At 71.8% G+C, this 25,060-nt stretch carries 25 protein-coding genes; 12 read left to right on the top strand and 13 right to left on the bottom strand.

Annotation, left to right across the window (positions count from 1 at the left end; all coding sequences use genetic code 11):
- Positions 1 to 11: 11 nt before the first annotated feature.
- The 9 genes from OG624_RS21930 to OG624_RS21970 all read left to right on the top strand — a co-directional run bounded on the left by OG624_RS21930 (position 12) and on the right by OG624_RS21970 (position 8,227).
- The gene (locus tag OG624_RS21930) at positions 12 to 839 is read left to right on the top strand and encodes an SRPBCC family protein (RefSeq protein WP_033214536.1); all 828 of its coding nucleotides are present in this window, start codon (positions 12 to 14) and stop codon (positions 837 to 839) included.
- Positions 840 to 871: 32 nt separating this feature from the next.
- The gene (locus OG624_RS21935; protein ID WP_161294579.1) at positions 872 to 1,660 is read left to right on the top strand and encodes an aldose epimerase family protein; all 789 of its coding nucleotides are present in this window, start codon (positions 872 to 874) and stop codon (positions 1,658 to 1,660) included.
- A 33-nt stretch (positions 1,661 to 1,693) separates the two neighbouring features.
- Positions 1,694 to 2,233, top strand: coding sequence for an orotate phosphoribosyltransferase (gene pyrE, locus OG624_RS21940; protein ID WP_033214533.1), 540 nt, complete (start codon positions 1,694 to 1,696; stop codon positions 2,231 to 2,233).
- A 298-nt stretch (positions 2,234 to 2,531) separates the two neighbouring features.
- Positions 2,532 to 3,554, top strand: a complete 1,023-nt coding sequence (fbaA, locus tag OG624_RS21945; RefSeq protein ID WP_033214531.1) for a class II fructose-bisphosphate aldolase — start codon at positions 2,532 to 2,534, stop codon at positions 3,552 to 3,554.
- A gap of 190 nt (positions 3,555 to 3,744) precedes the next feature.
- On the top strand, positions 3,745 to 4,449 hold the full coding sequence (locus tag OG624_RS21950) for a ScbR family autoregulator-binding transcription factor (RefSeq protein ID WP_033214529.1): 705 nt from the start codon (positions 3,745 to 3,747) through the stop codon (positions 4,447 to 4,449).
- A gap of 77 nt (positions 4,450 to 4,526) precedes the next feature.
- The gene (locus tag OG624_RS21955) at positions 4,527 to 4,940 is read left to right on the top strand and encodes a DUF3151 domain-containing protein (RefSeq protein ID WP_033215085.1); all 414 of its coding nucleotides are present in this window, start codon (positions 4,527 to 4,529) and stop codon (positions 4,938 to 4,940) included.
- 166 nt (positions 4,941 to 5,106) lie between these two features.
- Positions 5,107 to 5,961, top strand: a complete 855-nt coding sequence (locus tag OG624_RS21960; protein ID WP_030726538.1) for a tryptophan 2,3-dioxygenase family protein — start codon at positions 5,107 to 5,109, stop codon at positions 5,959 to 5,961.
- Entirely contained in the window at positions 5,954 to 7,177 is a 1,224-nt protein-coding gene (gene kynU / locus OG624_RS21965) for a kynureninase (protein WP_371639731.1), read from the top strand. The genes OG624_RS21960 and kynU overlap by 8 nt, the downstream gene beginning before the upstream one ends.
- A 171-nt stretch (positions 7,178 to 7,348) precedes the next feature.
- Positions 7,349 to 8,227 (top strand): alpha/beta hydrolase, encoded by an 879-nt coding sequence (locus OG624_RS21970; RefSeq protein ID WP_161294584.1) that lies wholly within the window; start codon positions 7,349 to 7,351, stop codon positions 8,225 to 8,227.
- Positions 8,228 to 8,266: 39 nt separating this feature from the next.
- On the opposite strand, the gene OG624_RS21975 is transcribed toward OG624_RS21970, so the two are convergent.
- The 5 genes from OG624_RS21975 to OG624_RS21995 all read right to left on the bottom strand — a co-directional run bounded on the left by OG624_RS21975 (position 8,267) and on the right by OG624_RS21995 (position 13,296).
- Positions 8,267 to 9,220 (bottom strand): hypothetical protein, encoded by a 954-nt coding sequence (locus OG624_RS21975; protein WP_244290620.1) that lies wholly within the window; start codon positions 9,218 to 9,220, stop codon positions 8,267 to 8,269.
- Between the two features lie 97 nt (positions 9,221 to 9,317).
- Positions 9,318 to 10,280 carry an MASE1 domain-containing protein gene (locus OG624_RS21980; RefSeq protein ID WP_033214525.1) on the bottom strand — a complete coding sequence of 321 codons (963 nt, stop codon included), beginning with the start codon at positions 10,278 to 10,280 and terminating at the stop codon, positions 9,318 to 9,320.
- A gap of 44 nt (positions 10,281 to 10,324) precedes the next feature.
- Entirely contained in the window at positions 10,325 to 11,161 is an 837-nt protein-coding gene (locus OG624_RS21985; RefSeq protein WP_033214524.1) for a PP2C family protein-serine/threonine phosphatase, read from the bottom strand.
- A 128-nt stretch (positions 11,162 to 11,289) separates the two neighbouring features.
- Positions 11,290 to 11,778, bottom strand: coding sequence for a carboxymuconolactone decarboxylase family protein (locus tag OG624_RS21990; RefSeq protein ID WP_033214523.1), 489 nt, complete (start codon positions 11,776 to 11,778; stop codon positions 11,290 to 11,292).
- Between the two features lie 234 nt (positions 11,779 to 12,012).
- Positions 12,013 to 13,296 carry an adenylosuccinate synthase gene (locus OG624_RS21995; RefSeq protein ID WP_030383703.1) on the bottom strand — a complete coding sequence of 428 codons (1,284 nt, stop codon included), beginning with the start codon at positions 13,294 to 13,296 and terminating at the stop codon, positions 12,013 to 12,015.
- Between the two features lie 184 nt (positions 13,297 to 13,480).
- Between OG624_RS21995 and OG624_RS22000 the strand changes: the two genes are divergently transcribed.
- Entirely contained in the window at positions 13,481 to 14,314 is an 834-nt protein-coding gene (locus tag OG624_RS22000; protein WP_033214520.1) for a diacylglycerol kinase family protein, read from the top strand.
- A gap of 113 nt (positions 14,315 to 14,427) precedes the next feature.
- On the opposite strand, the gene OG624_RS22005 is transcribed toward OG624_RS22000, so the two are convergent.
- The 5 genes from OG624_RS22005 to OG624_RS22025 all read right to left on the bottom strand — a co-directional run bounded on the left by OG624_RS22005 (position 14,428) and on the right by OG624_RS22025 (position 19,212).
- Positions 14,428 to 15,126 carry an alpha/beta hydrolase gene (locus OG624_RS22005; RefSeq protein ID WP_033214518.1) on the bottom strand — a complete coding sequence of 233 codons (699 nt, stop codon included), beginning with the start codon at positions 15,124 to 15,126 and terminating at the stop codon, positions 14,428 to 14,430.
- 127 nt (positions 15,127 to 15,253) lie between these two features.
- A complete protein-coding gene (locus OG624_RS22010) occupies positions 15,254 to 17,668 on the bottom strand; it encodes an ATP-binding cassette domain-containing protein (protein ID WP_033214516.1) in 2,415 nt (804 codons plus the stop codon).
- 67 nt (positions 17,669 to 17,735) lie between these two features.
- A complete protein-coding gene (locus OG624_RS22015; RefSeq protein ID WP_033214515.1) occupies positions 17,736 to 18,152 on the bottom strand; it encodes a VOC family protein in 417 nt (138 codons plus the stop codon).
- A gap of 10 nt (positions 18,153 to 18,162) precedes the next feature.
- The gene (locus OG624_RS22020; protein ID WP_033215078.1) at positions 18,163 to 18,582 is read right to left on the bottom strand and encodes a helix-turn-helix domain-containing protein; all 420 of its coding nucleotides are present in this window, start codon (positions 18,580 to 18,582) and stop codon (positions 18,163 to 18,165) included.
- A 129-nt stretch (positions 18,583 to 18,711) separates the two neighbouring features.
- Positions 18,712 to 19,212: a GbsR/MarR family transcriptional regulator gene (locus OG624_RS22025; protein ID WP_161294623.1), complete on the bottom strand. Its 501-nt coding sequence runs from the start codon at positions 19,210 to 19,212 to the stop codon at positions 18,712 to 18,714.
- 84 nt (positions 19,213 to 19,296) lie between these two features.
- Here OG624_RS22025 and OG624_RS22030 point away from each other — a divergent pair, with 84 nt between their 5' ends.
- Both OG624_RS22030 and OG624_RS22035 read left to right on the top strand, forming a co-directional pair.
- The gene (locus OG624_RS22030; protein WP_033214512.1) at positions 19,297 to 20,190 is read left to right on the top strand and encodes an ABC transporter ATP-binding protein; all 894 of its coding nucleotides are present in this window, start codon (positions 19,297 to 19,299) and stop codon (positions 20,188 to 20,190) included.
- On the top strand, positions 20,187 to 21,779 hold the full coding sequence (locus tag OG624_RS22035; protein WP_033214510.1) for an ABC transporter permease: 1,593 nt from the start codon (positions 20,187 to 20,189) through the stop codon (positions 21,777 to 21,779). Before OG624_RS22030 ends, OG624_RS22035 begins: the two co-directional genes overlap by 4 nt.
- Positions 21,780 to 21,804: 25 nt before the next feature.
- On the opposite strand, the gene OG624_RS22040 is transcribed toward OG624_RS22035, so the two are convergent.
- From OG624_RS22040 to OG624_RS22050, 3 genes are read right to left on the bottom strand one after another with little or no spacing between them, the layout of a single operon-like run.
- The gene (locus OG624_RS22040) at positions 21,805 to 23,013 is read right to left on the bottom strand and encodes a cytochrome P450 (RefSeq protein ID WP_033214509.1); all 1,209 of its coding nucleotides are present in this window, start codon (positions 23,011 to 23,013) and stop codon (positions 21,805 to 21,807) included.
- A 29-nt stretch (positions 23,014 to 23,042) separates the two neighbouring features.
- Positions 23,043 to 23,702 carry a response regulator gene (locus OG624_RS22045; RefSeq protein WP_033214508.1) on the bottom strand — a complete coding sequence of 220 codons (660 nt, stop codon included), beginning with the start codon at positions 23,700 to 23,702 and terminating at the stop codon, positions 23,043 to 23,045.
- Positions 23,699 to 25,036: a sensor histidine kinase gene (locus tag OG624_RS22050; RefSeq protein WP_033214506.1), complete on the bottom strand. Its 1,338-nt coding sequence runs from the start codon at positions 25,034 to 25,036 to the stop codon at positions 23,699 to 23,701. Before OG624_RS22050 ends, OG624_RS22045 begins: the two co-directional genes overlap by 4 nt.
- Positions 25,037 to 25,060: the final 24 nt, after the last annotated feature.

Raw genomic sequence — 25,060 nt, forward strand, 5'->3', positions numbered from 1 at the left:
GGCTCGACCACATGGAGCATCAGGTGTTCGTCCCGGTACCGGCAGACGATCTCCGCGCCGTGCTGCGCGACCCCGCCCAGGTGGCCCGGTGCGTGCCGGGACTCCAGCAGGACGCCGACACCGACGCCGGACCGGTCTCGGGCCGGCTCAAGGTCCGGGTCGGTGGGAGCACCGTGACCTACCGGGGCGCCCTGACCGTCACCGAGCGGGCCCCCGGGCACTTCGTCTTCGACGGCGCGGGCACGGAGGTCCGGGGCAGCGGAACGGTGACGTTCTCCCTCGACCTGCGGCTGACCCCGATCCCGGACGGGACCCGGCTGGACTTCACCGCCGGGGCGACCGCGGACGGGCGCGCCGCGACCTTCCCGCCCGAGGCCGCGGCCACGGCCGTGGTGCGGCTGCTGGACCGGGCAGCCGGAGCGCTGACCCTCGCCGCCGCGCCCGACGTCGTGAGCGACCCGGTGGCCGAGGCCGAGGAGGCGGAGGGCGGAGCGGACGGGCCGGGCCCCGGACACGTCGAGGACGACGTCACCGAGGTCACCGCCTCCGTCTTCGAGACCGACGTACCACCGCCGTCCCTGGACCCGTTCCTCGCCGGTCGGTTCGAGGGCTCCGACGGAGCCCCGAGGCCTCCGGCCGAGGCCGCCCACGCCCGCCGCACCATGATCGGCCGCAGTGCGGAGGAGGTGGACCACGCGCCGCCGCGCGGTCGGTACGCCCCGGTCCCCGCGCCGGCCTCGGCAGGCGCCGGCGACAGCCTGCGGTGGATCGCCCCGGCCGCCGCCTTCGCGTTGGCCTCGGCGGTCGTCATCGGCCGTGCCCTGCGCCGTCGTCGCTGATCCGCGGGCCCTGCCGCATTAGGGTCGACCGCATGAGTACGCAACTGAGCGCCGGCGGCGCCGAGGTGACGGTCGACCAGGAGAACGGCTGCCGGATCAGCAGCCTGCGCATCGACGGAACGGAACTGCTGCGCCAGGGGCCGAGGTACGGGGCCTTCCCGATGGTCCCGTGGTGCGGCCGGGTCGCGAACGGACGGTTCCACGACGGCGCGACCGTCCATCAGATGCCGCTCAACCACCCGCCGCACGCGCTCCACGGCTTCGGCCGCGACTCGCCCTGGCGCCCGGCCGGGGCCACCGCCACCGAGGCCGCCTTCTCCTACGACCTCGCCGACCCGTGGCCGTACCCCGGCCGGGTGACGCAGGTCGTCACGCTCGCCGAGGACTCGCTGACCCTCGCCATGGGCGTCGAGACGTACGGGGACTCCTTCCCGGCCCAGGTCGGCTGGCACCCCTGGTTCCTGCGCAACCTCGGCGCAGGCGGCCCGGACGCGGAGGTCTCCTTCGAGCCCGGATGGCAGGAGGAGCGCGGCGAGGACCACATCCCCACCGGCAAGCGCATCGACCCGAAGCCCCGCCCCTGGGACGACTGCTTCGGCATGCCGCACGGCGTCGACGTCACCCTCACCTGGCCGGGCGCCCTCGAACTGCGGGTCACCAGCCGGGCCGAATGGGTGGTCATCTACGACGAGGAGCCCGAGGCCGTCTGCGTGGAGCCCCAGTCGGGTCCGCCGAACGGGCTGAACACCCTCCCGCGCCTGGTCACCCCGGTGGATCCGCTGGAGGTCTCCACCACCTGGACGTGGCGTCGGCTCGGCTAGGTCCCTCGCGGGGGCACCTCTAAGCTCGGAAGCATGAGTGACGTACGCGATGCGCTTCTGCAGCAGATCAAGGACAAGGCCGTCGTGCACGGCAAGGTGACCCTCTCCTCCGGTCGTGAGGCCGACTACTACATCGACCTCCGTCGGGTCACCCTCGACGGCGAGTCGGCCCCGCTGGTCGGCCAGGTCATGCTCGACCTCACGGCCGAGCTCGCATTCGACTGCGTCGGCGGTCTGACCCTGGGCGCCGACCCGGTCGCGACCTCGATGCTGCACGCCTCCGCGGCGCGCGGTGAGCGCCTGGACGCCTTCGTCGTCCGCAAGGCGCAGAAGGCCCACGGCATGCAGCGCCGGATCGAGGGCACCGACGTGAAGGGCAAGCGCTGCCTGGTGGTCGAGGACACCTCGACCACCGGCGGGTCCCCGCTGACCGCCGTCGAGGCGGTCCGCGAGGCCGGTGGCGAGGTCGTCGCCGTCGCCACGATCGTCGACCGCGGTGCGGCCGACGCGATCGCCGCGGCCGGCCTGCCCTACCTCACCGGATACCAGCTCCAGGACCTCGGCCTGTCCTAGGCCGTATCCGCCCCGCCGCGGCCCCCGGGTCAGCCCCGGTCCCGGCCGCGTCCGGCTCTGTCCGGCCACCGGGAGAACTGGTGGAGAAGGTTCTCGGCCACCTCTCCGACCGGCCTGACCTGCCCTTTCCCGGACGCCCGGGGTGTTTCACGTGAAACATCCCGGGCCGTTCGCCCACGACGTGAGACCGGCAGTCTGGACCCCTGCGCTGAGTCTGGAAAGATAGGCGCGACGATGACGTCGCCCCCAGGTCAGGGCCCGCAATAAGCACACTCCCGCACATCCAAGGAGCCGGCAGATGCCCATCGCAACCCCCGAGGTCTACAACGAGATGCTCGACCGGGCGAAGGCAGGCAAGTTCGCCTACCCGGCCATCAATGTGACCTCCTCCCAGACCCTGCACGCTGCGCTGCGCGGCTTCGCGGAGGCCGAGAGCGACGGCATCATCCAGATCTCCACCGGTGGTGCGGAGTTCCTGGGTGGCCAGCACAACAAGGACATGGTCACCGGCGCGGTCGCCCTGGCCGAGTTCGCGCACATCGTGGCCGCCAAGTACGACATCACGGTCGCCCTGCACACGGACCACTGCCCGAAGGACAAGCTGGACGGCTACGTACGTCCGCTGCTCGACATCTCCGCCGAGCGCGTGGCCCGTGGTCTGAACCCGCTCTTCCAGTCGCACATGTGGGACGGTTCCGCCGAGACCCTGGCCGACAACCTGGCCATCGGCCAGGAGCTGCTCGCCAAGGCCGTCGCCGCCAAGATCATCCTTGAGGTCGAGATCACCCCGACCGGTGGCGAGGAGGACGGCGTCAGCCACGAGATCAACGACGAGCTGTACACCACCGTCGACGACGCGATCCGTACCGCCGAGGCCCTCGGCCTGGGCGAGAAGGGCCGCTACCTGCTGGCCGCGTCCTTCGGCAACGTCCACGGCGTCTACAAGCCGGGCAACGTCGTCCTGCGCCCCGAGCTCCTCAAGGACCTCCAGGCCGGTGTCGCCGAGAAGTTCGGCAAGGCCTCACCGTTCGACTTCGTCTTCCACGGCGGCTCGGGCTCCACGGCCGAGGAGATCGCCACCGCGCTGGAGAACGGCGTCGTGAAGATGAACCTCGACACCGACACCCAGTACGCCTTCACCCGCCCGGTCGTGGACCACATGTTCAGCAACTACGCCGGTGTGCTGAAGGTCGACGGCGAGGTCGGTACGAAGTCCAAGTACGACCCCCGCACCTGGGGCAAGGCCGCCGAGGCGGGCATGGCCGCGCGCGTCGCCGAGGCGTGCGCGAACCTGCGCTCCACCGGTACCAAGCTGAAGTAGTCGACCGCAGCGAGTCGAACCGAAGGGCCCGGCCCCCGTCCCACGACGGAGGTCGGGCCCTTCGGCGTCCCCCGGCAGGAGTGACGGCGGCGGTGGACGGTGACCGCACGATGGTGTGAACTGCCCCCGGAGTACGTGTCAGGGGCATGTACGGACCGATCGGTCGGGACGGGGGAGAGGGCATGCGCAGATGAGGGCCGAACGAACGCAGGCGATGCAGGACCGAGCCGTGCGCACCCGCCGGGCGATCCTGGAGGCCGCCGCCGTGGTGTTCGAGGAACGGGGCTACGGCGCGGCCAAACTGACGGACATCGTCGAGCTCGCCAACGTCACCAAAGGCGCGCTCTACTTCCACTTCGACTCGAAGGAGGACCTGGCGCAGGCCGTGATCGACGCCCAGGTCATCATGCACGCGCCGGTCACCCCGCAGGAGTTCCGGGCGCAGGAGTTCGTCGACGTCGGCATGGTCTTCTCGCACCGCCTGCGGTACGACGTGCTGATGCGCGGCAGTGCTCGGCTCACCCTGGAGCAGAACGGCCGGGAACTGGACCGGGCGGCGCCGTACCAAGGATGGATCGACCTGCACACCGCCTTGTTGGTGCGGGCGAAGGAGCAGGGCGAACTGCTCCCGCACGTGGACCCCTCGGGGCCCTCACGGCTGGTGGTCGGCGCCTTCGCCGGGCTCAACGTGATGTCGCAGACCCTCGGGCTCGACCTGGACCGGGAGATCTCGGCGCTCTACACGAGCGTGCTGCCGAGCCTGGTGCTCCCGGCCGTCGCGGCCCGACTCGACACCGCGCCGGGGCGTGGCGCGCGGGTGCTGCACGGCCCGGACGAGGCCCTCGGATGCGACTGTTCGAGCCCCTCCGCGCCGGTCCCGGCCGGCGTCCGCTGATCCGTACCGCCGGGGCGCGGATCCGGTTCCGGCGGACCACCGCCCGGCCGGCCGCAGCGGCCCGGCAGACTGGGGGCATGTCCATTCACCAGAACCTGCTCGGGGGCCCCGCCCCCACCCACCTGCCCGACGAGCCGGGCCGCGCGGCCATCGCCGCCGGCACCCCCGCCGTCGAGGTGGCGGCCGCGCACCCCACGTCGTCCCTCGCCTGGGCGATCCTCGCCGACGAGGCCTTCGCGGCCGGCAGCACCGTCGAGTCGTACGCCTACGCCCGTACGGGCTACCACCGCGGCCTGGACGCGCTGCGCCGCGCCGGGTGGAAGGGCCACGGCCCCGTCCCGTGGGAGCACGAGCCGAACCGCGGCTTCCTGCGCGCCCTGCACGCCCTGGCCCGCGCGGCCGAGGCGATCGGTGAGAAGGAGGAGTACGAGCGCTGCTCGACCTTCCTGCGGGACTCGTCCCCGACGGCCGCGGACACGCTGAGCGCCTGAGTTCGTACGGCGGGGAGTGACACGCACCGAAATTGTGTGGTCTGTGTCACTCTCCGCTGGAGCGCCGGCGCGACGGTGTCCTATGCTGCGGGCAGGGGACCGGGGCTCCACTCACCTCACGGAAGGGGCGGACCGCTACCCGGAAGCACGTGTCGAGGAGACAGCGATGTCGAAAACCCTTGATGCCTCCGGAGTCGGCGGGTCGGAAACCCCGAACCTCGACTTCGACGGCACGACCCCGTACGAGGACTACGTCCAGGCGGACGTCCTCACCCACCTCCAGCACCTCCGCTCGGACGATCCGGGCGAGATGGTCTTCCTGGTGACGACCCAGGTCATGGAGCTGTGGTTCACGGTCATCGTCCACGAGTGGGAGACCGCCGCGAAGGCCCTGCGCGAGGACCACATCCCGGTCGCGATGGATGCGCTGAAACGTTCCCTCCGCGAGCTGGAAGCCCTCAACGCCTCCTGGCGCCCGCTCGCCCAGCTCACCCCGGGACAGTTCAACGCCTACCGCGCCGCCCTCGGTGAGGGTTCCGGTTTCCAGTCGGCGATGTACCGCCGGATGGAGTTCCTGCTCGGCGAGAAGTCCTCCTCCATGCTGGTCCCGCACCGGGGCGCCCCGCGCGTCCACGCGGAGCTGGAGAAGGCCCTGCACGAGCCCAGCCTCTACGACGAGGTCCTGCGCCTGCTCGCCCGCCGCGGCCTGCCGGTCCCGGAAGCCGTCCTGAACCGCGACCTGTCGCTGCGCTACGAGCCCTCCCCCGAGGTCGAGGCCGTCTGGACGGGCCTGTACGCCGCCCCGGACGACAACGAGACCGTGGACCTGCACCGCCTCGGCGAGGTCCTCACGGACGTCGCCGAGCTCGTCTGGCGCTGGCGCAACGACCACCTGGTCGCCACCCGCCGCGCGATGGGCGCGAAGACGGGCACGGGCGGCTCGGCCGGCGTGACCTGGCTGGAGAAGCGGGCGACGAAGAACGTCTTCCCGGAGCTCTGGACGGCCCGCAGCTATGTCTGACGACTCCACGAACATAGCGGCGGAGTCCTCGGAAGACCTGCGCGACCGCGCGGCCGAGCTGGACGCCGCCGACGGGCTCGCCAAGCTCCGCGAGCGCTTCACCCTGCCCGACGGGGTCGTCTACCTGGACGGCAACTCCCTCGGCGCGCTCCCGGCCGGTGTCGCGGACACCACCGCGGACGTCGTCGCCCGGCAGTGGGGCGAGCTCCTCATCCGGTCCTGGGACGAGAGCGGCTGGTGGACCGCGCCCGAGCGGATCGGCGACAAGCTCGCCCCGCTCGTCGGCGCGGCCCCCGGCCAGGTGGTCGTCGGCGACTCCACCAGCGTCAACCTCTTCAAGGCGCTGGTCGGCGCCGCCCGGCTCGCGGCCCCCGGCCGGACGAAGCTGCTGGTCGACGCGGCCACCTTCCCCACCGACGGCTACATCGCGCAGTCGGCGGCCCGGATGACGGGCCTGACCGTCGTCCCGGTGGACCCCTCGCACGCGGCCGAGGCGATGGACGAGGACACCGCCGTGGTCCTCCTCAACCACGTCGACTACCGCAGCGGCCGGCTCCACGACCTCCCCGCCCTCACCACGGCGGCCCACGCCGCCGGGGCGATCACGGTCTGGGACCTGTGCCACTCCGCCGGAGCCCTCCCCGTCGACCTCGACGCGCACGCCGTCGACCTCGCGGTGGGCTGCACGTACAAGTACCTCAACGGCGGCCCCGGCGCGCCCGCGTACCTGTACATCGCCGCCCGCCACCAGGCCGACTTCGACTCCCCGCTCCCGGGCTGGAACGGTCACGCGGATCCGTTCGCGATGACCCCGGCCTTCGAGCCGGCCGAGGGCGCGACCCGCGGGCGCGTCGGCACGCCGGACATCCTGTCCATGCTGGCCCTGGAGTCGGCGCTCGACGCCTGGGACGGGGTGTCCGTCGAAGACGTACGGGCCAAGTCCCTCGCCCTGACCGACTTCTTCCTCGCGTGCGTGGCGGCGTACGTCCCGCAGGGCCGGGTCGAGTCGGTCACCCCGGCCGAGCACGACCGTCGCGGGAGCCAGATCTCCCTGCGGACCGAGAACGCCCGTGAGGTCATGGGGGAGCTCATCTCCCGGGGCGTCATCGGCGACTTCCGCGCACCCGACGTCCTGCGCTTCGGCTTCACCCCGCTCTACGTCGGTTTCGCCGACGCCGAGCGCGCGGCGCGGACGCTGGGTCACATTTTCGGGTGACTCGGTAGCGAAACGTCACATCACCGGGCGGGCGGGGCTACGGCTCCGTCCGCCCGGTCATATTCCGGGCCCCGCACGAAAGTGCCCGTTCCGGACTGATACGGTCCCGCTCTGCCGGAACACCGGAACATCTGTCCCCGCTGTCCCACGCGTTACCGAGAGGTTGAGCCGATGACGGACCCCGCCGCAGTGGAACGGGATGCCGCGGAGGCCGCCTCGGCCTTCGCCCACCCGGCCGTGGCGCCGGACGCGACCGCCACGTACGGGGAACACCCCGACCACGTCGTCGACTTCTACGCCCCGCGCGGCGACACCCAGGAGCCGGCCCCGCTCGTGGTGCTGCTGCACGGCGGCGCCTGGCGGGCCCCGTACGACCGGCAACACGTCACGCCGTTCGCGGACTTCCTGGCCCGTCGGGGTTTCGCCGTCGCCAACGTCGAGTACCGGCGCGGTAGTTCGCTGCCGCACCAGAACGCCGAGGGGCCGGTCGCCGGGCGTTGGCCGGAGACCTTCGACGATGTCGCCGCCGCCATGGACGCCCTGCCCCGGCTGGCGGCCGAAGCCCTCCCGCAGGCCGATGTCCGCCGCACGGTCGTCACCGGCCACTCGGCCGGCGGCCACCTCGCGCTGTGGGCCGCGGCCCGGCACGTCCTCCCGGCCGGCTCACCGTGGCGGCTGCCCGCCGCGCCGATGCTGCGGGGCGTGGTGGCGCTGGCCCCGATCGCCGACTTCGCGGTGGCGGAGGAACTGGGCGTGTGCGGCGGCGCGAGCGCGCAGCTGCTGGGCGGGGCGGACCACTGGGACGAGCGGCTGCCGTACGCCGATCCGGCGGCCCTGCTGCCGACCGGGATCGCCACGGCGGTGGTCCAGGGCCGGGACGACATCGTGGTCCCGCAGCAGGTGGCCGAGGCGTACGTGGCGGCGGCCGCGAAGGCGGGGGAGATGGTCGGGCTGACCCTCCTCGACGCCGTCGGGCACTTCCCGCTGATCGACCCTGCGGCGGACGCGTGCGCAGTGGTCGCCGAGGAGATCTCGCAGCTGGCCTGGTAGCGCCCGGCGGCACGGCTCAGGCGGCCGCCGGGCCGGTGTTCAGCAGTCGTAGCGGTGGGCGTACGGGGTGTCCGGGCAGCCGCGGCAGACGAAGAAGTACATCCCGCCGAGGTCGCCCAGGTCCATGCCGTGCCCGAACCCGTCGACGACGGCCGGGTCCGCCTCCGCCTGCCAGGACGGGATCTCGGCCCCCTCCTGACCGGGGTGCCGGTCGTCCAGCGGCAGCCAACGGCCCGACTCCGGTTCGGTCGCGGTCACGCTGAGCAGGTGCTCCATGCGGATTCCGCAGCCCGCGCAGTCGGGCCAGGCGGGCGGCTGGGTCCAGCTCGGATAACCGCCGACCTTGCTCTGCAGAGTGGTGGCCACGTCATGGAAGCCGAAGCCACGCTCCTCCCGCAGGGCCTCGAACCGCGCGTCGAGCAGGTCGGCGAGCCCCTGCGGCATGTCCCAGCTCGGGTACTCCACCGCCGGAGTGGGAGACACCGTGCACGGGCGCGGCAGGAACTCCTCCTCGGCGGTGTGCGGGTACGGCGGCTCCCCGACGGTGGCGCCGGCCGCCGTCGATCCGGCGTCGCGCCAGTGGAGCCGCGGGGCGGCCGTGTACGGGGCGGTCTCGTGGACGAGGGGACACCACAGGATCTGCAACAGGTCGGTACCGGCCGGGAAGACGAGGCCGGGCACGTCCCGCGCGTACAGCTGGACCACCGGGACCATCGCGACCGGCTCGGGGCCGACGGGCGCGCTCAGCGGCTTGTAGTGGTCCGGTTCGGCGCACATCGGCCAGGGCTCGTCGGCCGGCCACAGCAGCGGCCCGCCGATGGAGCTGTCCGCAGGTCCCGGCCGGCCCGCCCGGGGGTAGAGCAGGGTCACCTCGCGGGCCGTGCCGGTCAGTTCCGGGAAGACCGCCTCCACGTCGAAGGGGATCGGCGCCGGTGGCCGGGGCCCGGTCGGGCGGGCCTGGGCGGTGTCCTGCTGCGGGTGCCCTGACGGCATGGAGGTCTCCTGCGGCTCGTGTCGTGCGCGGTCGACCCTAACCCCCGCCTCCGACACCCGACGCGCCGTCATTTCGGGACCACTCCGCGGACACGGCCTAGCGGTCCGGCTTGCCCGGGGCCAGGTGTTCCACCAGTTCCGCCAGGTCCTCGCAGACCTGCTCGATCTTCAGGCGGACGTTGTTCTGCTCGGTGACCAGGGCCGCCAGCAGCAGCCCGGTCAGGGCCGCCGCGCCGTTGAGCGCCTGGAGGTTGATCATGACCTCCAGGAGGGTGTGGTCGGCGAACGGCCCGACGTGGCCGGTCGCCGCCGAGATCGTCAGGACCGACACCAGCAGGGTGACCGGAGCGCTCCCGGCGAGCTGGAAGCGTACGGCCGCCCAGATGATCACGGGGAAGACGAGGAAGAGCAGCGAGAGGGTGCTCCGGGTGGCCAGCAGGGTGACGACCACCGAGGTGATCGCCAGGACCGCCGCCTCGGCCGCGCGGTAGCCGTCCAAGGGCCGCCGGGTCCCCACGACCCTGCGCAGGACGAGGAGCAGAGGGGTCAGCACGAGCACGCCCATCGCGTCCCCGGCCCACCAGGCCGACCAGACGGGCCAGAACTGCGACAGCGGCAGGTCACCGGTGAGCACCAGCGTCCAGGTCCCGATCGTGGCGCTGATCAGCATGGGCCACAGACCGCCCAGGAACACCAGCGCCAAGGCGTCCCGCAGCCGGTCCAGCTCGGTACGGAAACCCGCCCGGCGGAGCATCAGGTACGCGCACACGGGGGCGAGCACGTTCCCCGTGACGATGATCAGGCCGGGCAGGTCGAAATCGGTGATCCGCTCGATGGTGAGGTAGGTACCGAGCGCGATCCCGGGCCACACCCGCAGGCCCATCCAGAGCAGGGAGGCCACCGCGATGCCGGTCGGCAGCCACAGGGGTGTCACCTCGGCGCCGTCGACGACCACACGCTGATACAGGCCGATCAGGCCGCCCACGTAGTAGGCGCCGGCGACGGCGAGGATCGGCAGCAGAGCTGCGGGCAGACGTCGCCATCCCTCGGTGCGCACCACATCATCAGACAACAGCCCGCCGCCCCCGCGGGCCGTGACACGCTCTAGGGGGTGTCCTGCGGGTCGGGTCGGGCGTCGTGGGTGAGCACGAGCACGGCGGCGTCGTCCGCGTGGCCGGTGGAGTCGGCCACCTTCATCACCTCGGCGGCCAGCTCGCCGGGATCGGTGCCCGCGGCCTTACGCACCACGTCGGCCACCCGCTCCAGACCCACCTCGATCGGGAACTTCGGCCCCTCGACCACACCGTCGGTGAGCAGCACGATCGACCCCGCCTTCGTCAGCCGGCGGCGGGTCACCGCGTACCCCGCCCCGGGCTCCAGGTTCAGCGGCAGGCCGCCGTCGTCGTCCGTGATGCCGTACTCGCCGTCGACGGTGGCCCAGACCGCCGGGACATGGCCGGCGCGGGCGGTCTCCAGCTCCCGGGTCTCCGGATCGAAGCGCAGCAGCGTGCAGGTCGCGAAGAGGTCGCGGTCCATGGAGAGCAGCACCTCGTTGGCCCGGCTCAGTACCTCGCCCGGATCGACGACCACGGCCGCCACGGCGCGCAGGCAGATCCGTACCTGCCCCATGAAGGCGGCCGCCTCCACGTCGTGCCCCTGGACGTCACCGATGCAGAAGGCGAGCGCCCCCTCGGGCAGCCGGAAGCCGTCGTACCAGTCGCCGCCGATGTCCAGGCCGTGCCGGGCGGGCGCGTACCGGGCGGCGGTCCGCAGGCCCGGCAGTGCGGGGAGCGAGGCGGGCAGCATCTCGCTCTGCAGTGCCTCGGCCAGGTCCACCCGGGCCTGCTGCAGCTCCACTCCTCGGCGGGCCTGGTCGGCGAGCCGTCCGAGCGTGCTGAGCAGGTCGGCGCTGGCCGCCCGCGGGGCACGGCGAGGAGTCACGGAACGCTCCGAGGTGCATCCATTCGTCCCTGCTTCCGCTGCGCGAAAAGCCCGTGCACATCATATTTCCGCCCACCCGGAACCCGCCCCCCGAGACCGCCCGAGGCCGTTCCCGCCCTACGGGGGCCTCAGCCCCACTGCTCGTCGGCGAGCGAGGCGACCGGCTGCGGCTTGCCGATCACGGCCAGGGCGATGAAGAAGTTGATCTGCCCGATCGCGAGGGTGAGGGTGGCCAGGGCCTTCTCTTCGTAGTGCGCGGCGACCTCGGCGTAGAGCTCGTCGGTGACCCGCTCGCGGCCGTGCGGGGCGGGCTGGAGGGTGGCCTCCACCAGAGCGAGGGCGGCGCGCTCGGCGGCCGTGAAATAGGGGGCGTCCTGCCAGGAGGAGACGGCCGTGATGCGCTCCTCGGACTCTCCGGCCTTGCGCAGGAAGCCGGTGTTCAGGACGGTCAGGTAGGTGTTGCCGACGATCTGCCCGGCGCGCAGGTGGACCAGGCTCATCGTGGTCCGCGGCACGGAGCGGTTGCCCGTGGCCCGGAAGAGCGCGGCGCTGATGTCGTTCAGCTCGGGGACGAATTCGGCCGGGTTCGGCATCCGCGAGAGGGAGGTGTTCGTCATGGCTGCGGCTCTCCTTCGGTCGGTGTCTTCACAGCACTGACGGAGGGGAGCGCACGGATGTGACAGGGAGCGGGGACTTTTTCTTCCCGGCGTGCCGGAGGGCGTGCCAGGGGCCGTGAACGCGCCGCCCATCGCCGTCACACGCCGCCCAGCGCCGTCCCGGGCCGTCCCGGGAACGCCGGAGGGGCGGCGGGCGCGGGGTGCGCCTGCCGCCCCTCCGGGGGACCGGTTCTCCTAGAGGAACGAGTTGATCTCGATCGTCTCGGTGCGGCCGGGGCCGACGCCGATCGCGGAGATCGGGGCGCCCGACATCTCTTCCAGGGCCTTGACGTACGCCTGGGCGTTCGCCGGGAGCTCCTCGAAGGTCTTGGCCTTGGTGATGTCCTCGGACCAGCCGGGGAGGTATTCGTAGATCGGCTTCGCGTGGTGGAAGTCGGTCTGCGAGTAGGGCAGCTCCTCGACGCGCTTGCCGTCGATCTCGTACGCGACGCAGACCGGGATCTGCTCCCAGCCGGTCAGTACGTCCAGCTTCGTCAGGAAGAAGTCGGTGAGGCCGTTCACGCGGGTGGCGTAACGTGCGATCGGCGCGTCGAACCAACCGCAGCGGCGGTCACGTCCGGTGGTCACGCCGCGCTCGCCGCCGATGCGGCGCAGGTCCTCGCCGTCCTGGTCGAACAGCTCGGTCGGGAACGGGCCCGCGCCGACTCGGGTCGTGTAGGCCTTGAGGATGCCGATGACGCGGCTGATCTTCGTCGGGCCCACGCCGGTGCCGGTGCAGGCGCCGCCGGCGGTCGGGTTGGACGAGGTGACGAAGGGATAGGTGCCGTGGTCGACGTCGAGCAGGGTGCCCTGGCCGCCCTCGAACAGCACGACCTTGTCCTCGTCCAGCGCGTTGTTGAGGATCAGCGTGGTGTCGGCGACGTACGGCTTGATCTGCTCCGCGTACTGGAGCATCTCCTCGACGATCTGGGCGGCGTCGATCGCGCGGCGGTTGTAGAGCTTCGCGAGGAGCTGGTTCTTGCCCTCCAGCGCCGCTTCGACCTTCTGGATGAGGATCGACTCGTCGTAGAGGTCCTGGACGCGGATACCGATGCGGTTGATCTTGTCCGCGTAGGTCGGGCCGATGCCGCGACCGGTCGTACCGATCTTGCGCTTGCCGAGGAAGCGCTCGCCGACCTTGTCGAGGGTGACGTTGTACGGCGTGATCAGGTGCGCGTTGCCGCTGATGAGCAGCTTGGAGGTGTCGATGCCGCGCTCGTTCAGGCCGCGCAGCTCGGAGAGCAGGACGGCCGGGTCGACGACGACACCGTTACCGATGACCGGGGTGCATCCGGGGGAGAGGATGCCGGAAGGGAGAAGGTGCAGCGCGTACTTCTGGTCGCCTACGACGACCGTGTGGCCGGCATTGTTGCCGCCCTGGTAGCGCACCACATAGTCAACGGATCCACCGAGCAGGTCGGTGGCCTTTCCCTTGCCCTCGTCACCCCACTGAGCTCCGAGCAGCACAAGAGCGGGCACAGGCGTACACCTCTTCCGGATGGGGCATGTCCAAGGTCAGGGGGCGTACGACGATGTACACCGCAGGCTGAGCCGTCGGACCGGTACCCCGGAATAGACGAAGGCCCTGGCGCAATAGCGCAAGGGCCTCTTGCACAAAGATGCTACCCGAGGAAGGACCGAGGTGTCGGCTCCAGAGCCCACCATGAGCCAAGCGGGCGCGCCGGTAGGCGGCCTGCTCGTGCTCGTCGACCCGGTCGCCCGCCGTCTCGACGGCGAGTCCGTGCGGATCGCGAAGGATGTGTTGTCAGCGGGCGCGGCAGCGAAAATCTGCCTCCCGGATTCGCAGGAGGAATTTGCGCGGGCTCTTGCCCGCCGGGGTCATCGACGGCTGGTGATCGTCGGTGACGACCGGGCCCTGGTGCGCGCCGTAGGGCTGCTGCACCGGGAGCGCGGGCTGGGCGAGGGACCCCTGGCGCTGGTCCCGGTGGGCCCCGTGGGGTCGCTGGGGCTGGCCCGGTCCCTCGGCGTGCCGCTGTCGGCCGTCACCGCGGCCCGGGCCGTCCTCGACGGGGCGGTGCGGAGCTGTGACCTGCTGGTCGACGACAGTGACGGGGTGGTGCTCGGCGCGCTGAGGATTCCGCCGGTGCACGGGGTCCCGCGGCCCGCCGGGCCGTCGGTGTGGAGTGCGTACCGCTCGCTGGTCCGGACGCTGGTCCGGCCGGTGGCGGCGGCCGGCGGTGCGGCCACGAGCCGGCACCGGCTGCGGGTCGAGGCCGACGGGGTGCTGCTCGCGGACGTGGACCGGCCCGTGGAGGACGTCTCGGTTCGCACCCGGGACGACGGCGGAGCGGCGGAGGTCGTGGTCCGGACGGGCGGCGGAAGCTCCGCCGAATCGACGGTCACGGCCCGCGCGAAGACGGTGACGGTGTCGGGCGCGGACTTCCGCTACCGCGCCGACGCGGCGCTGACGGGCCCGGTCCGTCGCCGTACGTGGACCCTGCGTCCGGCGGCATGGACGCTCACCGTGCCCCGTTGACCACACCGGGTGCACGGACCGCGTCCGACGCACCCGACGCACCGGAACCGGACCGGGCCCGCGCGCCGCGCGCGGGCCCGGTCCGGTTCCGTTTCCGGGTTTCCCGAGTCCGGTCAGGGCGCGGACAGGGCGAGCGCGGCCTCCTCGATGAGGTCGGCGACCGGCACGGGCTGCGAGGCGAGCGACGCGTGGCCCGCGTCGAGCTCGATCACCTTGCGCGGCTTCATCCGCTCGGCCATCCGCCGCTCGTTGTCGGGGTGGATCATGCGGTCCGCGGCGGACACCTGGTACCAGCAGGGCTTCGACCTCCAGGCCGGCGCGGTGACGGTGTCGCCGAAGGTCGAACCGAGCGGAGCCTTCTGGGTCACGGCCATGACCAGCGCCTCTTCCTGCGAGAGGTCCTGCGCGAAGCTCTCGTGGAACTTGTCCTGCTTGATCCACAGGTAGCCGTCCGAGTCGGGCGCGATGTTCTCGAAGGCGGCGGGCGGCAGCTCCTGGCTGATCTGCCCGGGGCTCTCCCCGGCATCCGGGGCGAAGGCCGCCACGTAGACCAGCCCGGCGACGTTCGGCAGGTCCCCGGCCTCGCTGATGACCGCGCCGCCGTACGAGTGCCCCACGAGCAGCACCGGACCGTCGATCTGGCGGACCATCTTGCGGGTGCGCTCGGCGTCGTCGGCCAGTGAGGTCAGCGGGTTCTCCACCGCGTGCAGGGAGCCGAACCCGCGCCGGTGGAGCTCGGGGATGACCTTGGCCCAGTGGGCGGCGCCGCCCCAGAATCCGTGGACCAGGACGATGGCGGGCTTGTCTGTCATGGAGGTCGCACCTTCGGTCGGGGGCTCGTACGTCCGCCGACCACGCTAGGCAGCCGCCCGGACCCCTGCCACCGCGGCGGTCAGGGGTCCCTGGCAGGTGCCGGTCAGAGGTCCGGGGAGGTGCCGGTCAGGCGCCGACGTACGCCGCGAGGTGCTCGCCGGTGAGGGTGGAGCGGTCTTCCACCAGGTCGGCGGGGGTGCCCTCGAAGACGATCAGGCCGCCGTCGTGTCCGGCGCCGGGTCCGAGGTCGATGATCCAGTCGGCGTGGGCCATGACCGCCTGGTGGTGCTCGATGACGACGACCGACTTCCCCGAGTCCACCAGCCGGTCGAGCAGACCGAGCAGCTGCTCCACGTCGGCGAGGTGCAGGCCGGTGGTCGGCTCGTCGAGCACGTAGATCCCGCCCTTCTCCGCCATGTGGGTGGCGAGCTTCAGCCGCTGCCGCTCGCCGCCGGACAGTGTGGTGAGGGGCTGGCCGAGGCTGAGGTAGCCCAGTCCGACGTCGGCGAGGCGGGTGAGGATGCGGTGCGCGGCGGGCGTGTGCGCCTCGCCCGCGCCGAAGAACTCCTCGGCCTCGGTCACGGACATGGCGAGCACCTCGCTGATGTCGCGGCCGGCCAGGTGGTACTCCAGCACCGACGCGTCGAACCGCTTCCCCTCGCACTCCTCACAGGTGGTCGAGACACCGGCCATCATCGCCAGGTCGGTGTAGATGACCCCGGCGCCGTTGCAGTTCGGGCAGGCGCCCTCGGAGTTCGCGCTGAACAGGGCGGGCTTCACCCCGTTGACCTTGGCGAACACCTTGCGGATCGGGTCGAGCAGCCCGGTGTACGTCGCCGGGTTGCTCCGGCGCGAGCCGCGGATCGCGCCCTGGTCGATGGAGACGACCTCCGCGTCCGGGGAGAGCGACTTGTGCAGCAGGGAGCTCTTGCCGGACCCGGCGACGCCGGTGACGACCGTGAGCACCCCGAGCGGGATGTCGACGTCGACGTCGCGCAGGTTGTTCGCGGTGGCCCCGCGGATCTCCAGCGCGCCGGTGGGCTTGCGTACCGACGCCTTGAGCGTGGCCCGGTCGTCGAGGTGGCGGCCGGTGATGGTGCCGCCGGAGCGGAGCCCCTCGACGGTGCCCTCGTAGCAGACGGTGCCGCCGGCGGTGCCCGCGCCGGGGCCGATGTCGACGACGTGGTCGGCGATCGCGATCGTCTCCGGCTTGTGCTCCACGACCAGCACGGTGTTGCCCTTGTCGCGCAGCCGCAGCAGGAGGTCGTTCATGCGCTGGATGTCGTGCGGGTGCAGGCCGATGGTCGGCTCGTCGAAGACGTAGGTGACGTCGGTGAGGGAGGAGCCGAGGTGGCGGATCATCTTGACGCGCTGCGCCTCGCCGCCGGACAGGGTGCCCGAGGCCCGGTCGAGCGAGAGGTAGCCGAGGCCGATCTCCACGAACGAGTCGAGGGTGAGCTGCAGGGCGGTGAGCAGCGGGGCCACGGAGGGCTCGTCGAGGCCGCGTACCCACTCCGCGAGGTCGCTGATCTGCAGGGTGCAGGCGTCGGCGATGCTGATCTTCTTGATCTTCGAGGACCGGGCGCCCTCGCTGAGCCGGGTGCCCTCGCACTCGGGGCAGACGGTGAAGGTGACCGCGCGTTCCACGAAGGCCCGGATGTGCGGCTGCATCGCTTCCTTGTCCTTGGACAGGAAGGACTTCTGGATCTTGGGGATGAGGCCCTCGTAGGTGAGGTTGACGCCCTCCACCTTGACCTTGGTGGGCTCCCGGTAGAGGAAGTCCTGCATCTCCTTCTTGGTGAACTTCGCGATCGGCTTGTTCGGGTCGAGGAAGCCCGACTCGGCGTAGACGCGCACGGTCCAGAAGCTGTCGGACTTCCAGCCGGGAATGGTGAACGCGCCCTCGGCGAGCGACTTGGAGTCGTCGTAGAGCTGGGTGAGGTCGATGTCGGAGACCGAACCGCGGCCCTCGCAGCGCACGCACATGCCGCCGGTGCGGGAGAAGGTCGCCTTCACGGTCTTGGTCTTGGCGGCGCCGCGCTCGACCGTGATGCCGCCGCTGGCCCGGACGGAGGCCACGTTGAAGGAGTAGGCGCCGGGCGGGCCGATGTGCGGCTTCCCGAGCCGGCTGAAGAGGATGCGCAGCATCGCGTTGGCGTCGGTGGCGGTGCCGACCGTGGAGCGGGGGTCGCCGCCCATGCGCTGCTGGTCGACGGTGATCGCGGTGGTGAGTCCGTCGAGTACGTCGACCTCGGGGCGGGCCAGCGTGGGCATGAAGCCCTGGACGAAGGTGCTGTAGGTCTCGTTGATCATCCGCTGGGACTCGGCGGCGATCGTGTCGAACACCAGCGAGCTCTTGCCCGAACCGGAGACTCCGGTGAACACCGTCAGGCGGCGCTTGGGGATCTCGATGCTGACGTCCTTGAGGTTGTTCACGCGTGCCCCGTGCACGCGGATCAGACCGTGGCTGTCGGCAGCGTGCTGCGCCTGCTGTGCCTGAGGTTCGGTGGGTCGGGAGTCCGGCCCGGTGGCCCTGCTCATCGTGTCTCCATCTCTCGGGCGGGCCGGCTGCTCGGACTCCTGCGCGGACTCCTGGGGCAGTCGGTCCTCAGTGCTTGCGGGGCTGGTTGAAGCGGAGCATGTTGCCGGCCGGGTCGCGGAAGGCGCAGTCGCGGACGCCGTACGGCTGGTCGACCGGCTCCTGCACCACCTCCCCGCCGGCGGCCCGGATGTGTTCGAAGGTGGCGTCGACGTCGTCGGTGGAGAAGATCACGCCACGCAGCAGGCCCTTGGCCAGCAGCTCCGCCATGGCCTGCCGGTCGGCCGCCGAGGCGCCGGGGTCGGCGAGCGGCGGTTCGAGGACGATCTCCACGTCCGGCTGCGTGGGGGAGGCGACGGTCACCCAGCGCATCCCCTCGAACCCGACGTCGTTGCGGACCTCCAGGCCGAGGATGTCGCGGTAGAAGGCGAGCGCCTTGTCGTGGTCGTCGACGGCGATGAAGCACTGCGAGAGGTTGATGTCCATGCCGTCGACGCTACGAGGAGGGTGCGGATTTCGCTTCTCCGATCCTGACCGGTCGCGTGAGGATCTTGGCGACGCACGCCGGGATCGCCGCGCCGTCGTCGTGGCTACGGGCCCGGTAGGCGCTGGGGGTCTCGCCGACGAGCTCGGTGAAGCGCGAGCTGAAGGACCCCAGCGAGGTACATCCGACGGCGAAGCAGACGTCCGTCACGCTCATGTCGCCGCGGCGCAGCAGCGCCTTCGCGCGTTCGACGCGGCGGGTCATGAGGTAGCTGTACGGGGTTTCCCCGAAGGCGGCGCGGAAGCTGCGGGAGAAGTGACCCGGCGACATGAGGGCGACGTTCGCGAGTGCCTGAACGTCCAGCGGCTCCGCGTACTCGCGGTCCATCATGTCCCGGGCGCGGCGCAGCCGTACCAGGTCCTCCAGGTTCATGCGTTCCAGCATGGCACGCGGGCGGTGTCCCGTCTGCGGGTATCGGCGCTTCCGGATTCGATCACCGGGCGCCGGGCGAGCGGTGGGCGGGCGCCGGGCGCCGGGCGGGCGACAGGCGGCGACGGGCGGTCAGCCGAGGCCGATCGTCGCCTTGTGGACCCGCCAGCGGTCCATCAGTCCCAGCATCTCGCCCTGCATGAACGCGAAGAAGGCCGCCGTCTCGGCGACGCGCGCCCCGGCGGGCGAGTCCGTGCCGAGGGTGGCGGCGCCCTCGCTCAGGGTCTTCTCCCACAGGGTCAGGACCTGGTCGCGGCGCGTGAAGGTCTCGTACCAGAGCTCGTTGTGCAGGACGTACCGGTCGCGGCGTGAGCCCGGTTCGCGCTCGCGGCTGACCATGTTGACCTGGGTCAGGTAGGACACGGCGCCCGATACGGCGGCCGGGCTGATCCGCAGGGCCTCGCCCAGCTCCGCCGAGGTCATCGCGCCGCCGTCGCTGGCCAGCAGCTGGGCGAAGACCCGCGCGGCCATCCGCTGCATCCCGGCCTCGGTCAGCTGCGCGGCGAACCGCTCGACGAAGCGGGAGACGGCGTCGCCGTCCCGCGTATCGGTCCACGCGTCCACGTTCACCATGTCATCTGCCACCTTCCTGACTTTACGCGATTCCTGAGATTCTCAAGCTTCACAAATTTGTGAAGCTAGCGTACCTTCGGAAACATGACGAAGGCAATCAGCGTTGCCGGCCTCCACAAGGCGTTCGGCCGCACCCGCGCACTGGACGGACTCGACCTCTCGGTCACCACCGGCGAGGTCCACGGCTTCCTCGGCCCCAACGGCGCCGGCAAGTCCACCACCATCCGGGTCCTCTTGGGCCTGCTGCGCGCCGACGCCGGCACCGCCGAACTCCTCGGCGGCGACCCCTGGGCCGACGCCGTCGCCCTCCACCGCCGTGTCGCCTACGTCCCCGGCGACGTCACCCTGTGGCGCGACCTCTCCGGCGGCGAGGTCATAGACCTCTACGGACGCCTGCGCGGCGGCCTCGACCGGACCCGGCGCGCCGAACTCCTCGAACGGTTCGAGCTCGACCCCACCAAGAAGGGGCGCGCGTACTCCAAGGGCAACCGGCAGAAGGTCGCCCTCGTCGCCGCCTTCGCCTCCGACGTCGAACTGCTCGTCCTCGACGAACCCACCTCCGGCCTCGACCCGCTGATGGAGGAGGTCTTCCGGAGCTGCGTCACCGAGGCGCGCGCCGCCGGCCGCACCATCCTGCTCAGCTCGCACATCCTCAGCGAGGTCGAGACCCTCTGCGACCGGGTCAGCATCATCCGCAAGGGCCGCACCGTGGAGACCGGCACCCTCGCCGAACTCCGCCACCTCACCCGCACGTCGATCAGCGCCGAGCTGGCCGGCCCGCCGAACGGCCTCGCCCACCTGCCGGGCGTGTACGACGTCCAGGTCCAAGGGCACACGGTCCGACTCCAGGCCGACACCGACAAGCTGGACGCCGTACTGCGCTCCCTCACCGGGTCGGGGGTGCGCTCGCTGACCTCGACCCCGCCCACCCTCGAAGAGCTCTTCCTGCGCCACTACACCGAAGAGGCGTCCCGATGAAGAACCAACTGGCCGGAACCGGGGTGCTGCTGCGCCTCGCGCTGCGCCGCGACCGCGTCATGATGCCGGTGTGGGTCCTGTCCGCCACGCTCATGCTGGTGAGCATGCCCGGCTCGCTGGGCAGCGTGTACGCCACCGCCGCCGAACGCGCCCGGATCGCCGCCTCGATGAACGACAACAGCTCGATGCGCGCCCTGTACGGACCGGTCTTCGGAGATTCCCTCGGCGCTCTGACCGCCTGGCGGGCCGGTGTCTACGGCGCCGTCCTCGCGGCCGCCATGAGCCTGATCATCGTCGTCCGACACACCCGCGAGGAGGAGGAGACGGGCCGTCAGGAATTGCTCTCGGCCGCGATGGTGGGGCGCAGGGCCCCGCTGACCGCAGCCCTGCTCGCCGCCCTCGTGGCCAACGCCTGCGTCGCCCTGCTCGTGGCCGGCGGGCTCGCGGGGCAGGGCGCCCCCGGCGCCGTCGCCCTGGGGCTGGCCGTCGCGGCCACCGGGACGTTCTTCGCCTGCACGGCCGCCATCGCCGCCCAACTGACCGAGAGCGCCCGCGCCGCCAAGGGCATCGCGGCCGCCGTGCTCGGCACCGCCTTCGTCCTGAAGGCGGCGGGCGACGCCGGTACGGGCGGCGGGCGCTCGGCCCTGACCTGGGCCTCGCCGCTCGGCTGGGTGGAGAACGTACGGGCCTTCGCCGCCGAACGCTGGTGGGTGCTCCTCCTGTTCGCCGCCGCCGTCGCCGCGCAGACGGGCGTCGCGTACGTGCTGGCGGGGCGCCGTGACCTGGGCATGAGCTTCCTGCCGTCCCGGCCGGGGCCGGCCGAGGGGCGCCTGGGGACGGCCGGCGCGCTGGCCTGGCGGCTGCAGCGCGGCAGCGTACTGGGCTGGAGCGCGGGATTCCTGATCGCCGGTGTCGTCTTCGGCGGGATGGCGGACGGCGCCGCGGACCTGGTCGGCGACAACGACCGGACCCGCGAGATCATCGAACGGATGGGCGGGCAGGGTGCGCAGGGCGGCTCGGGCGCCCTGACCGACGCCTTCCTCGCCACGATGGCCGGCATGTTCGGCATGGTCGCCGCCCTGTACGCCGTCTCGTCGGTGCTGCGCCTGGCCGGTGAGGAGTCGGGGCAGCGCGCGGAGCCGCTGCTCGCGAACGCGGTCGGCCGGCTGCGCTGGGCCGGCGGCCACCTGGCCGTGGCCTTCGGCGGCTCGGCGCTGATCCTGCTGCTCGCGGGCCTCGGTCTCGGCATCGGGCACGGCCGGGAGCCGGGCGCGGCCATCGGCGCCACCCTCGCCCAGCTTCCGGCGGTGTGGCTGATCGGGGCGCTGGCGGCGCTGCTCCACGGCGCGGTCCCGCGGTACGCGGCAGCCGCCTGGGCGGTGGCCGGGGGCGCGCTGGCCCTGGGCTGGGTCGGCCCGGCGCTCGACCTCCCGCAGGCCGTCCTGAACCTCTCGCCCTTCGCCCACCTGCCCCGGCTCCCGGGCGCACAGGACCTGGACGCGGCCCCGCTCCTGGCGCTGACCGCCCTGGCGGCGACCCTGACGGCGGCGGGCCTCGGCGCCCTGCGCCGCCGCGACATGATCGCGTAGACGACGGACTGCGCCGTTTCGGGATCTAGAACTCCACCAGCAGTTTCTCCAGCCCCCGGATGACATACCCGTCCCGCCAGCGCGGCTCCTCGACGAGCCGCAGCGGCGGGACGCCGTCCGCCAGCAGCGCACCGAACGACGCCTCCAACTCCCGCCGGGCCAGGGGCGCTCCGAGGCAGTAGTGGATCCCGGCCCCGAAGGTCAGGTGCGGATTGTCGGCCCGTACGAGGTCGAGCGTGTCGGGATCCTCGAAGCGCACGGGATCCCGATTCGCGGACCCGAAGAGCAGCGCGACCTCGGCCCCGCGGGGGATGACGGTGTCACCGATCCGGATGTCGTCGAGCACCCAGCGTTCGAACATCTGCAGGGGAGTGTCGTACCGCATGAGTTCATCCACAGCTGTGGACAACTTTTCGGGATCGCGGCTCTCACGGAGCGCGGCGAGCTGCGCGGGGTTGCGAAACAGCGCCCACCACCCGTTGACGGTCGTGTTGACGGTGGCCTCGTGCCCGGCGTTCAGCAGGAGCACACAGGTGGAGATCATCTCCTGCTCGCTGAGCCGCCCCTCGTCATCGTGGGCGGCGATCAGCCCGGAGATCAAATCCTCCCCGGGGCGGCTTCGCCGCTCGGCGATCAGCCCCCGGAGGTACGCGCTGAACTCGACGCTCGCCCGCACCGCGCGCCGCGCCGTCTCCTCGTCCGGCCGGAGCTCGAACATCCCGCAGATGTCCGCCGACCAGGGCCGCAGCAGCCCCCGGTCCGACTCGGGCACACCCAGCAGCTCCGCGATCACCGCCACCGGCAACGGCTCGGCGACGACGGTGAGCAGATCCCCGCCCCCGTCCGCGCGCAGCCGCCCCACCAGCTCCCCGGCCAGCCGCCGCACGGCGGGCACGAGCCGCTCCACCGTCCGCGGGGTGAAGGCCTTCGCCACCAGCCTGCGCACCCGCGCGTGCGCGGGATCCTCCAGGTCCAGGAGGCCGTTGCCGTTGAGCACGTGGAAGGGCTCGTGCTCCGGTGGCGGTGCCTGCCGGCCGAACTCCTCGTGCGAGAAACGATGGAGGTAGGTCCGCCCCAGCCGCCGGTCCCGCAGCAGCGCACTCACATCGGCGTAGTGCGGCACCAGCCACTGCCCGGTGGCTTCCCACCACAGGGCCCGCCCCTGCTCCCGCAACTCCCGGTACGCCGGATACGGATCGGCGACGAACGCGGCATCCCACGGATCAAAGCCCATCCCCGCACCCTAAAGGCAGCCGAGCCCGATCAGGCGGGTGTCACCAAACGGGTCTCGTACGCGTACACCGCCGCCTGGGTCCGGTCCCTCAGGCCCAGCTTCACCAGGATCCGGCTCACATGGGTCTTGATGGTGGACTCGGCGACGACCAGCCGGTCGGCTATCTCCCCGTTGGACAGCCCCTGCGCGATCAGCACCAGCACCTCCGTCTCCCGCTCCGTCAACGTCCCCGTGCCCGTAGGGTCGGCGAGCTTGCGGGCTTCGGAGATCTTCGAGAACTCCACGATCAGCCGCTTGGTCACCGACGGCGCCAGCAGGGCCTCCCCGGCCGCCACCACCCTTACCCCGTCGGCCAGCTGACGGGCCGAGGCGTCCTTGAGCAGGAACCCGGAGGCCCCGGCCCGCAGCGCCTGGTACACGTACTCGTCGAGGTCGAAGGTCGTCAGGACCAGCACCTTCGCGTCCGTGTCGGCGGCCACGATCTCCCGTGTGGCCTCCAGCCCGTTCATGCGCGGCATCCGGATGTCCATCAGCACCACGTCCGGCCGCAGCGCCGTCACCTGCTCGATGGCCTCCTGACCGTCGACCGCCTCCCCGACCACCTCGATGCCGTCCATCGCGTTCAGCAGGACGGAGAACCCCTCGCGCACCATCACCTGGTCGTCGACGATCAACACTCTGATCGTCATACCGTCCCCTCCTTCGACTCCGGCGCCGGCTCGGCACGGTGGGGCACCGGTATGTACACCGCCACCTCGTACCCGCCCGCCGCCGTCCGACCGGCCGTCATCTCGCCCTCCAGCATGGCCACCCGCTCCCGCATGCCGGTGATCCCGTGCCCGGCCCCGGGCGAGGGCCGCGCGTCCCCGGTCCCCCGGTCGTTGACGATCCGTAGGCCCAGGCCACCCAGCACGTACGAGACCTCCACCTCGGCCGCGGCCCCCGGCGCGTGCCGCAGCGTGTTGCTCAGGGCCTCCTGGATGATTCGGTACGCCGACAGCTCCACGCCCTGCGGCAGTTCCCGCACCGAGCCCGTGATCGTCTTCTCGACGCTCAGGCCGGCTTCCCGCACATTGGCCAGCAGCCCCTCCAGCGAGGCCAGCGTCGGCTGCGGCGCGTCCGGGGCCTCGTAGTCCGCGGAGCGCACCACGCCCAGTACCCGCCGCAGCTCCGTCAGGGCCGCCACCGCGTTCTCCCGGATGGTGACGAACGCCGCCTCCAGCTCCGGCGGCGGGTTCTTCACCCGGTACGGCGCCGCCTCCGCCTGGATGGCCACCACCGACATGTGGTGGGCCACCACGTCGTGCAGCTCCCGGGCGATCGTGGTCCGCTCCTCCAGCAGCGTCCGCTTGTCCCGCTCGACCGCCGTGACCTCCTGCTGCGCGCTCACCTCGGCCTTCGCGTCCCGGCGTATCTGGATGCTGCCGGCGATCACCAGGGCGAAGGCCGAGGTCAGGGCCATCTCCGGCATGTTCGAGCCCCATCGGCCGTTGAACACGAGGGAGAGCCCCGTTCCCAGCGCGAGGGTGAGCGTCCACATCCAGGCCGCGACCCGGGGCCCGGTCCGCAGCGTGACGAGGAACATGACCACGATGTACGCGCAGAAACTGCCATCGGTCCAAGGCCAGTTGAAGCCATCCCCGATACCGGCCGTCACCACCGTCATCGCGATGGCCGCCCACCACGCGCCGACCGGTCGCACCAGCGTCATGAGGACCGGCGCCGCCGTCAGCAACGTCATCGCTATCGGCCCCAGATCACCCCAGGCGGCCGACTGCGTGTTCAGCGATATCGTCCCGACCAGGAAGGCCAGGAACCCCACCGCCGCGTGCCGCCGCCACGGCGCGTACCGGCGCAGCACCCCGGGAAGCCGGCGCACGAAGCGCCCGGAGATGTCCGCCGGCGGCAGCGGCCGGTAGGCGAAGGCATCGGTGACGAGATCCCGGCGCAGGGTCGCGATCACCTCAGATGCCAATCGGAACTCAGGTGCCCGGGATGTCCCCCCGGTGGTCGTCTCGGTCATGCACACCACCGTAGGTCCGTACCG

It is taken from the genome of Streptomyces virginiae (genome assembly GCF_041432505.1).
GTDB lineage: Bacteria > Actinomycetota > Actinomycetes > Streptomycetales > Streptomycetaceae > Streptomyces > Streptomyces virginiae_A.

What these genes read in the sequence shown, in the direction of transcription:
- OG624_RS22030 (WP_033214512.1), top strand. Translation starts at nt 19,297, where the DNA reads ATGACGAAGGCAATCAGCGTTGCCGGCCTCCACAAGGCGTTCGGCCGC.
- pyrE (WP_033214533.1), top strand. Translation starts at nt 1,694, where the DNA reads ATGAGTGACGTACGCGATGCGCTTCTGCAGCAGATCAAGGACAAGGCC.
- kynU (WP_371639731.1), top strand. Translation starts at nt 5,954, where the DNA reads ATGTCTGACGACTCCACGAACATAGCGGCGGAGTCCTCGGAAGACCTG.
- OG624_RS22010 (WP_033214516.1), bottom strand. Translation starts at nt 17,668, where the DNA reads ATGAGCAGGGCCACCGGGCCGGACTCCCGACCCACCGAACCTCAGGCA.
- OG624_RS22025 (WP_161294623.1), bottom strand. Translation starts at nt 19,212, where the DNA reads ATGGTGAACGTGGACGCGTGGACCGATACGCGGGACGGCGACGCCGTC.
- OG624_RS22050 (WP_033214506.1), bottom strand. Translation starts at nt 25,036, where the DNA reads ATGACCGAGACGACCACCGGGGGGACATCCCGGGCACCTGAGTTCCGA.
- OG624_RS22045 (WP_033214508.1), bottom strand. Translation starts at nt 23,702, where the DNA reads ATGACGATCAGAGTGTTGATCGTCGACGACCAGGTGATGGTGCGCGAG.
- OG624_RS21990 (WP_033214523.1), bottom strand. Translation starts at nt 11,778, where the DNA reads ATGACGAACACCTCCCTCTCGCGGATGCCGAACCCGGCCGAATTCGTC.
- OG624_RS21970 (WP_161294584.1), top strand. Translation starts at nt 7,349, where the DNA reads ATGACGGACCCCGCCGCAGTGGAACGGGATGCCGCGGAGGCCGCCTCG.
- OG624_RS21935 (WP_161294579.1), top strand. Translation starts at nt 872, where the DNA reads ATGAGTACGCAACTGAGCGCCGGCGGCGCCGAGGTGACGGTCGACCAG.
- OG624_RS22015 (WP_033214515.1), bottom strand. Translation starts at nt 18,152, where the DNA reads ATGGACATCAACCTCTCGCAGTGCTTCATCGCCGTCGACGACCACGAC.
- OG624_RS22005 (WP_033214518.1), bottom strand. Translation starts at nt 15,126, where the DNA reads ATGACAGACAAGCCCGCCATCGTCCTGGTCCACGGATTCTGGGGCGGC.
- OG624_RS21930 (WP_033214536.1), top strand. Translation starts at nt 12, where the DNA reads ATGGAGCATCAGGTGTTCGTCCCGGTACCGGCAGACGATCTCCGCGCC.
- OG624_RS21960 (WP_030726538.1), top strand. Translation starts at nt 5,107, where the DNA reads ATGTCGAAAACCCTTGATGCCTCCGGAGTCGGCGGGTCGGAAACCCCG.
- OG624_RS22040 (WP_033214509.1), bottom strand. Translation starts at nt 23,013, where the DNA reads ATGGGCTTTGATCCGTGGGATGCCGCGTTCGTCGCCGATCCGTATCCG.
- OG624_RS21950 (WP_033214529.1), top strand. Translation starts at nt 3,745, where the DNA reads ATGAGGGCCGAACGAACGCAGGCGATGCAGGACCGAGCCGTGCGCACC.
- OG624_RS22020 (WP_033215078.1), bottom strand. Translation starts at nt 18,582, where the DNA reads ATGAACCTGGAGGACCTGGTACGGCTGCGCCGCGCCCGGGACATGATG.
- OG624_RS21955 (WP_033215085.1), top strand. Translation starts at nt 4,527, where the DNA reads ATGTCCATTCACCAGAACCTGCTCGGGGGCCCCGCCCCCACCCACCTG.
- OG624_RS22000 (WP_033214520.1), top strand. Translation starts at nt 13,481, where the DNA reads ATGAGCCAAGCGGGCGCGCCGGTAGGCGGCCTGCTCGTGCTCGTCGAC.
- OG624_RS22035 (WP_033214510.1), top strand. Translation starts at nt 20,187, where the DNA reads ATGAAGAACCAACTGGCCGGAACCGGGGTGCTGCTGCGCCTCGCGCTG.
- OG624_RS21975 (WP_244290620.1), bottom strand. Translation starts at nt 9,220, where the DNA reads ATGCCGTCAGGGCACCCGCAGCAGGACACCGCCCAGGCCCGCCCGACC.
- fbaA (WP_033214531.1), top strand. Translation starts at nt 2,532, where the DNA reads ATGCCCATCGCAACCCCCGAGGTCTACAACGAGATGCTCGACCGGGCG.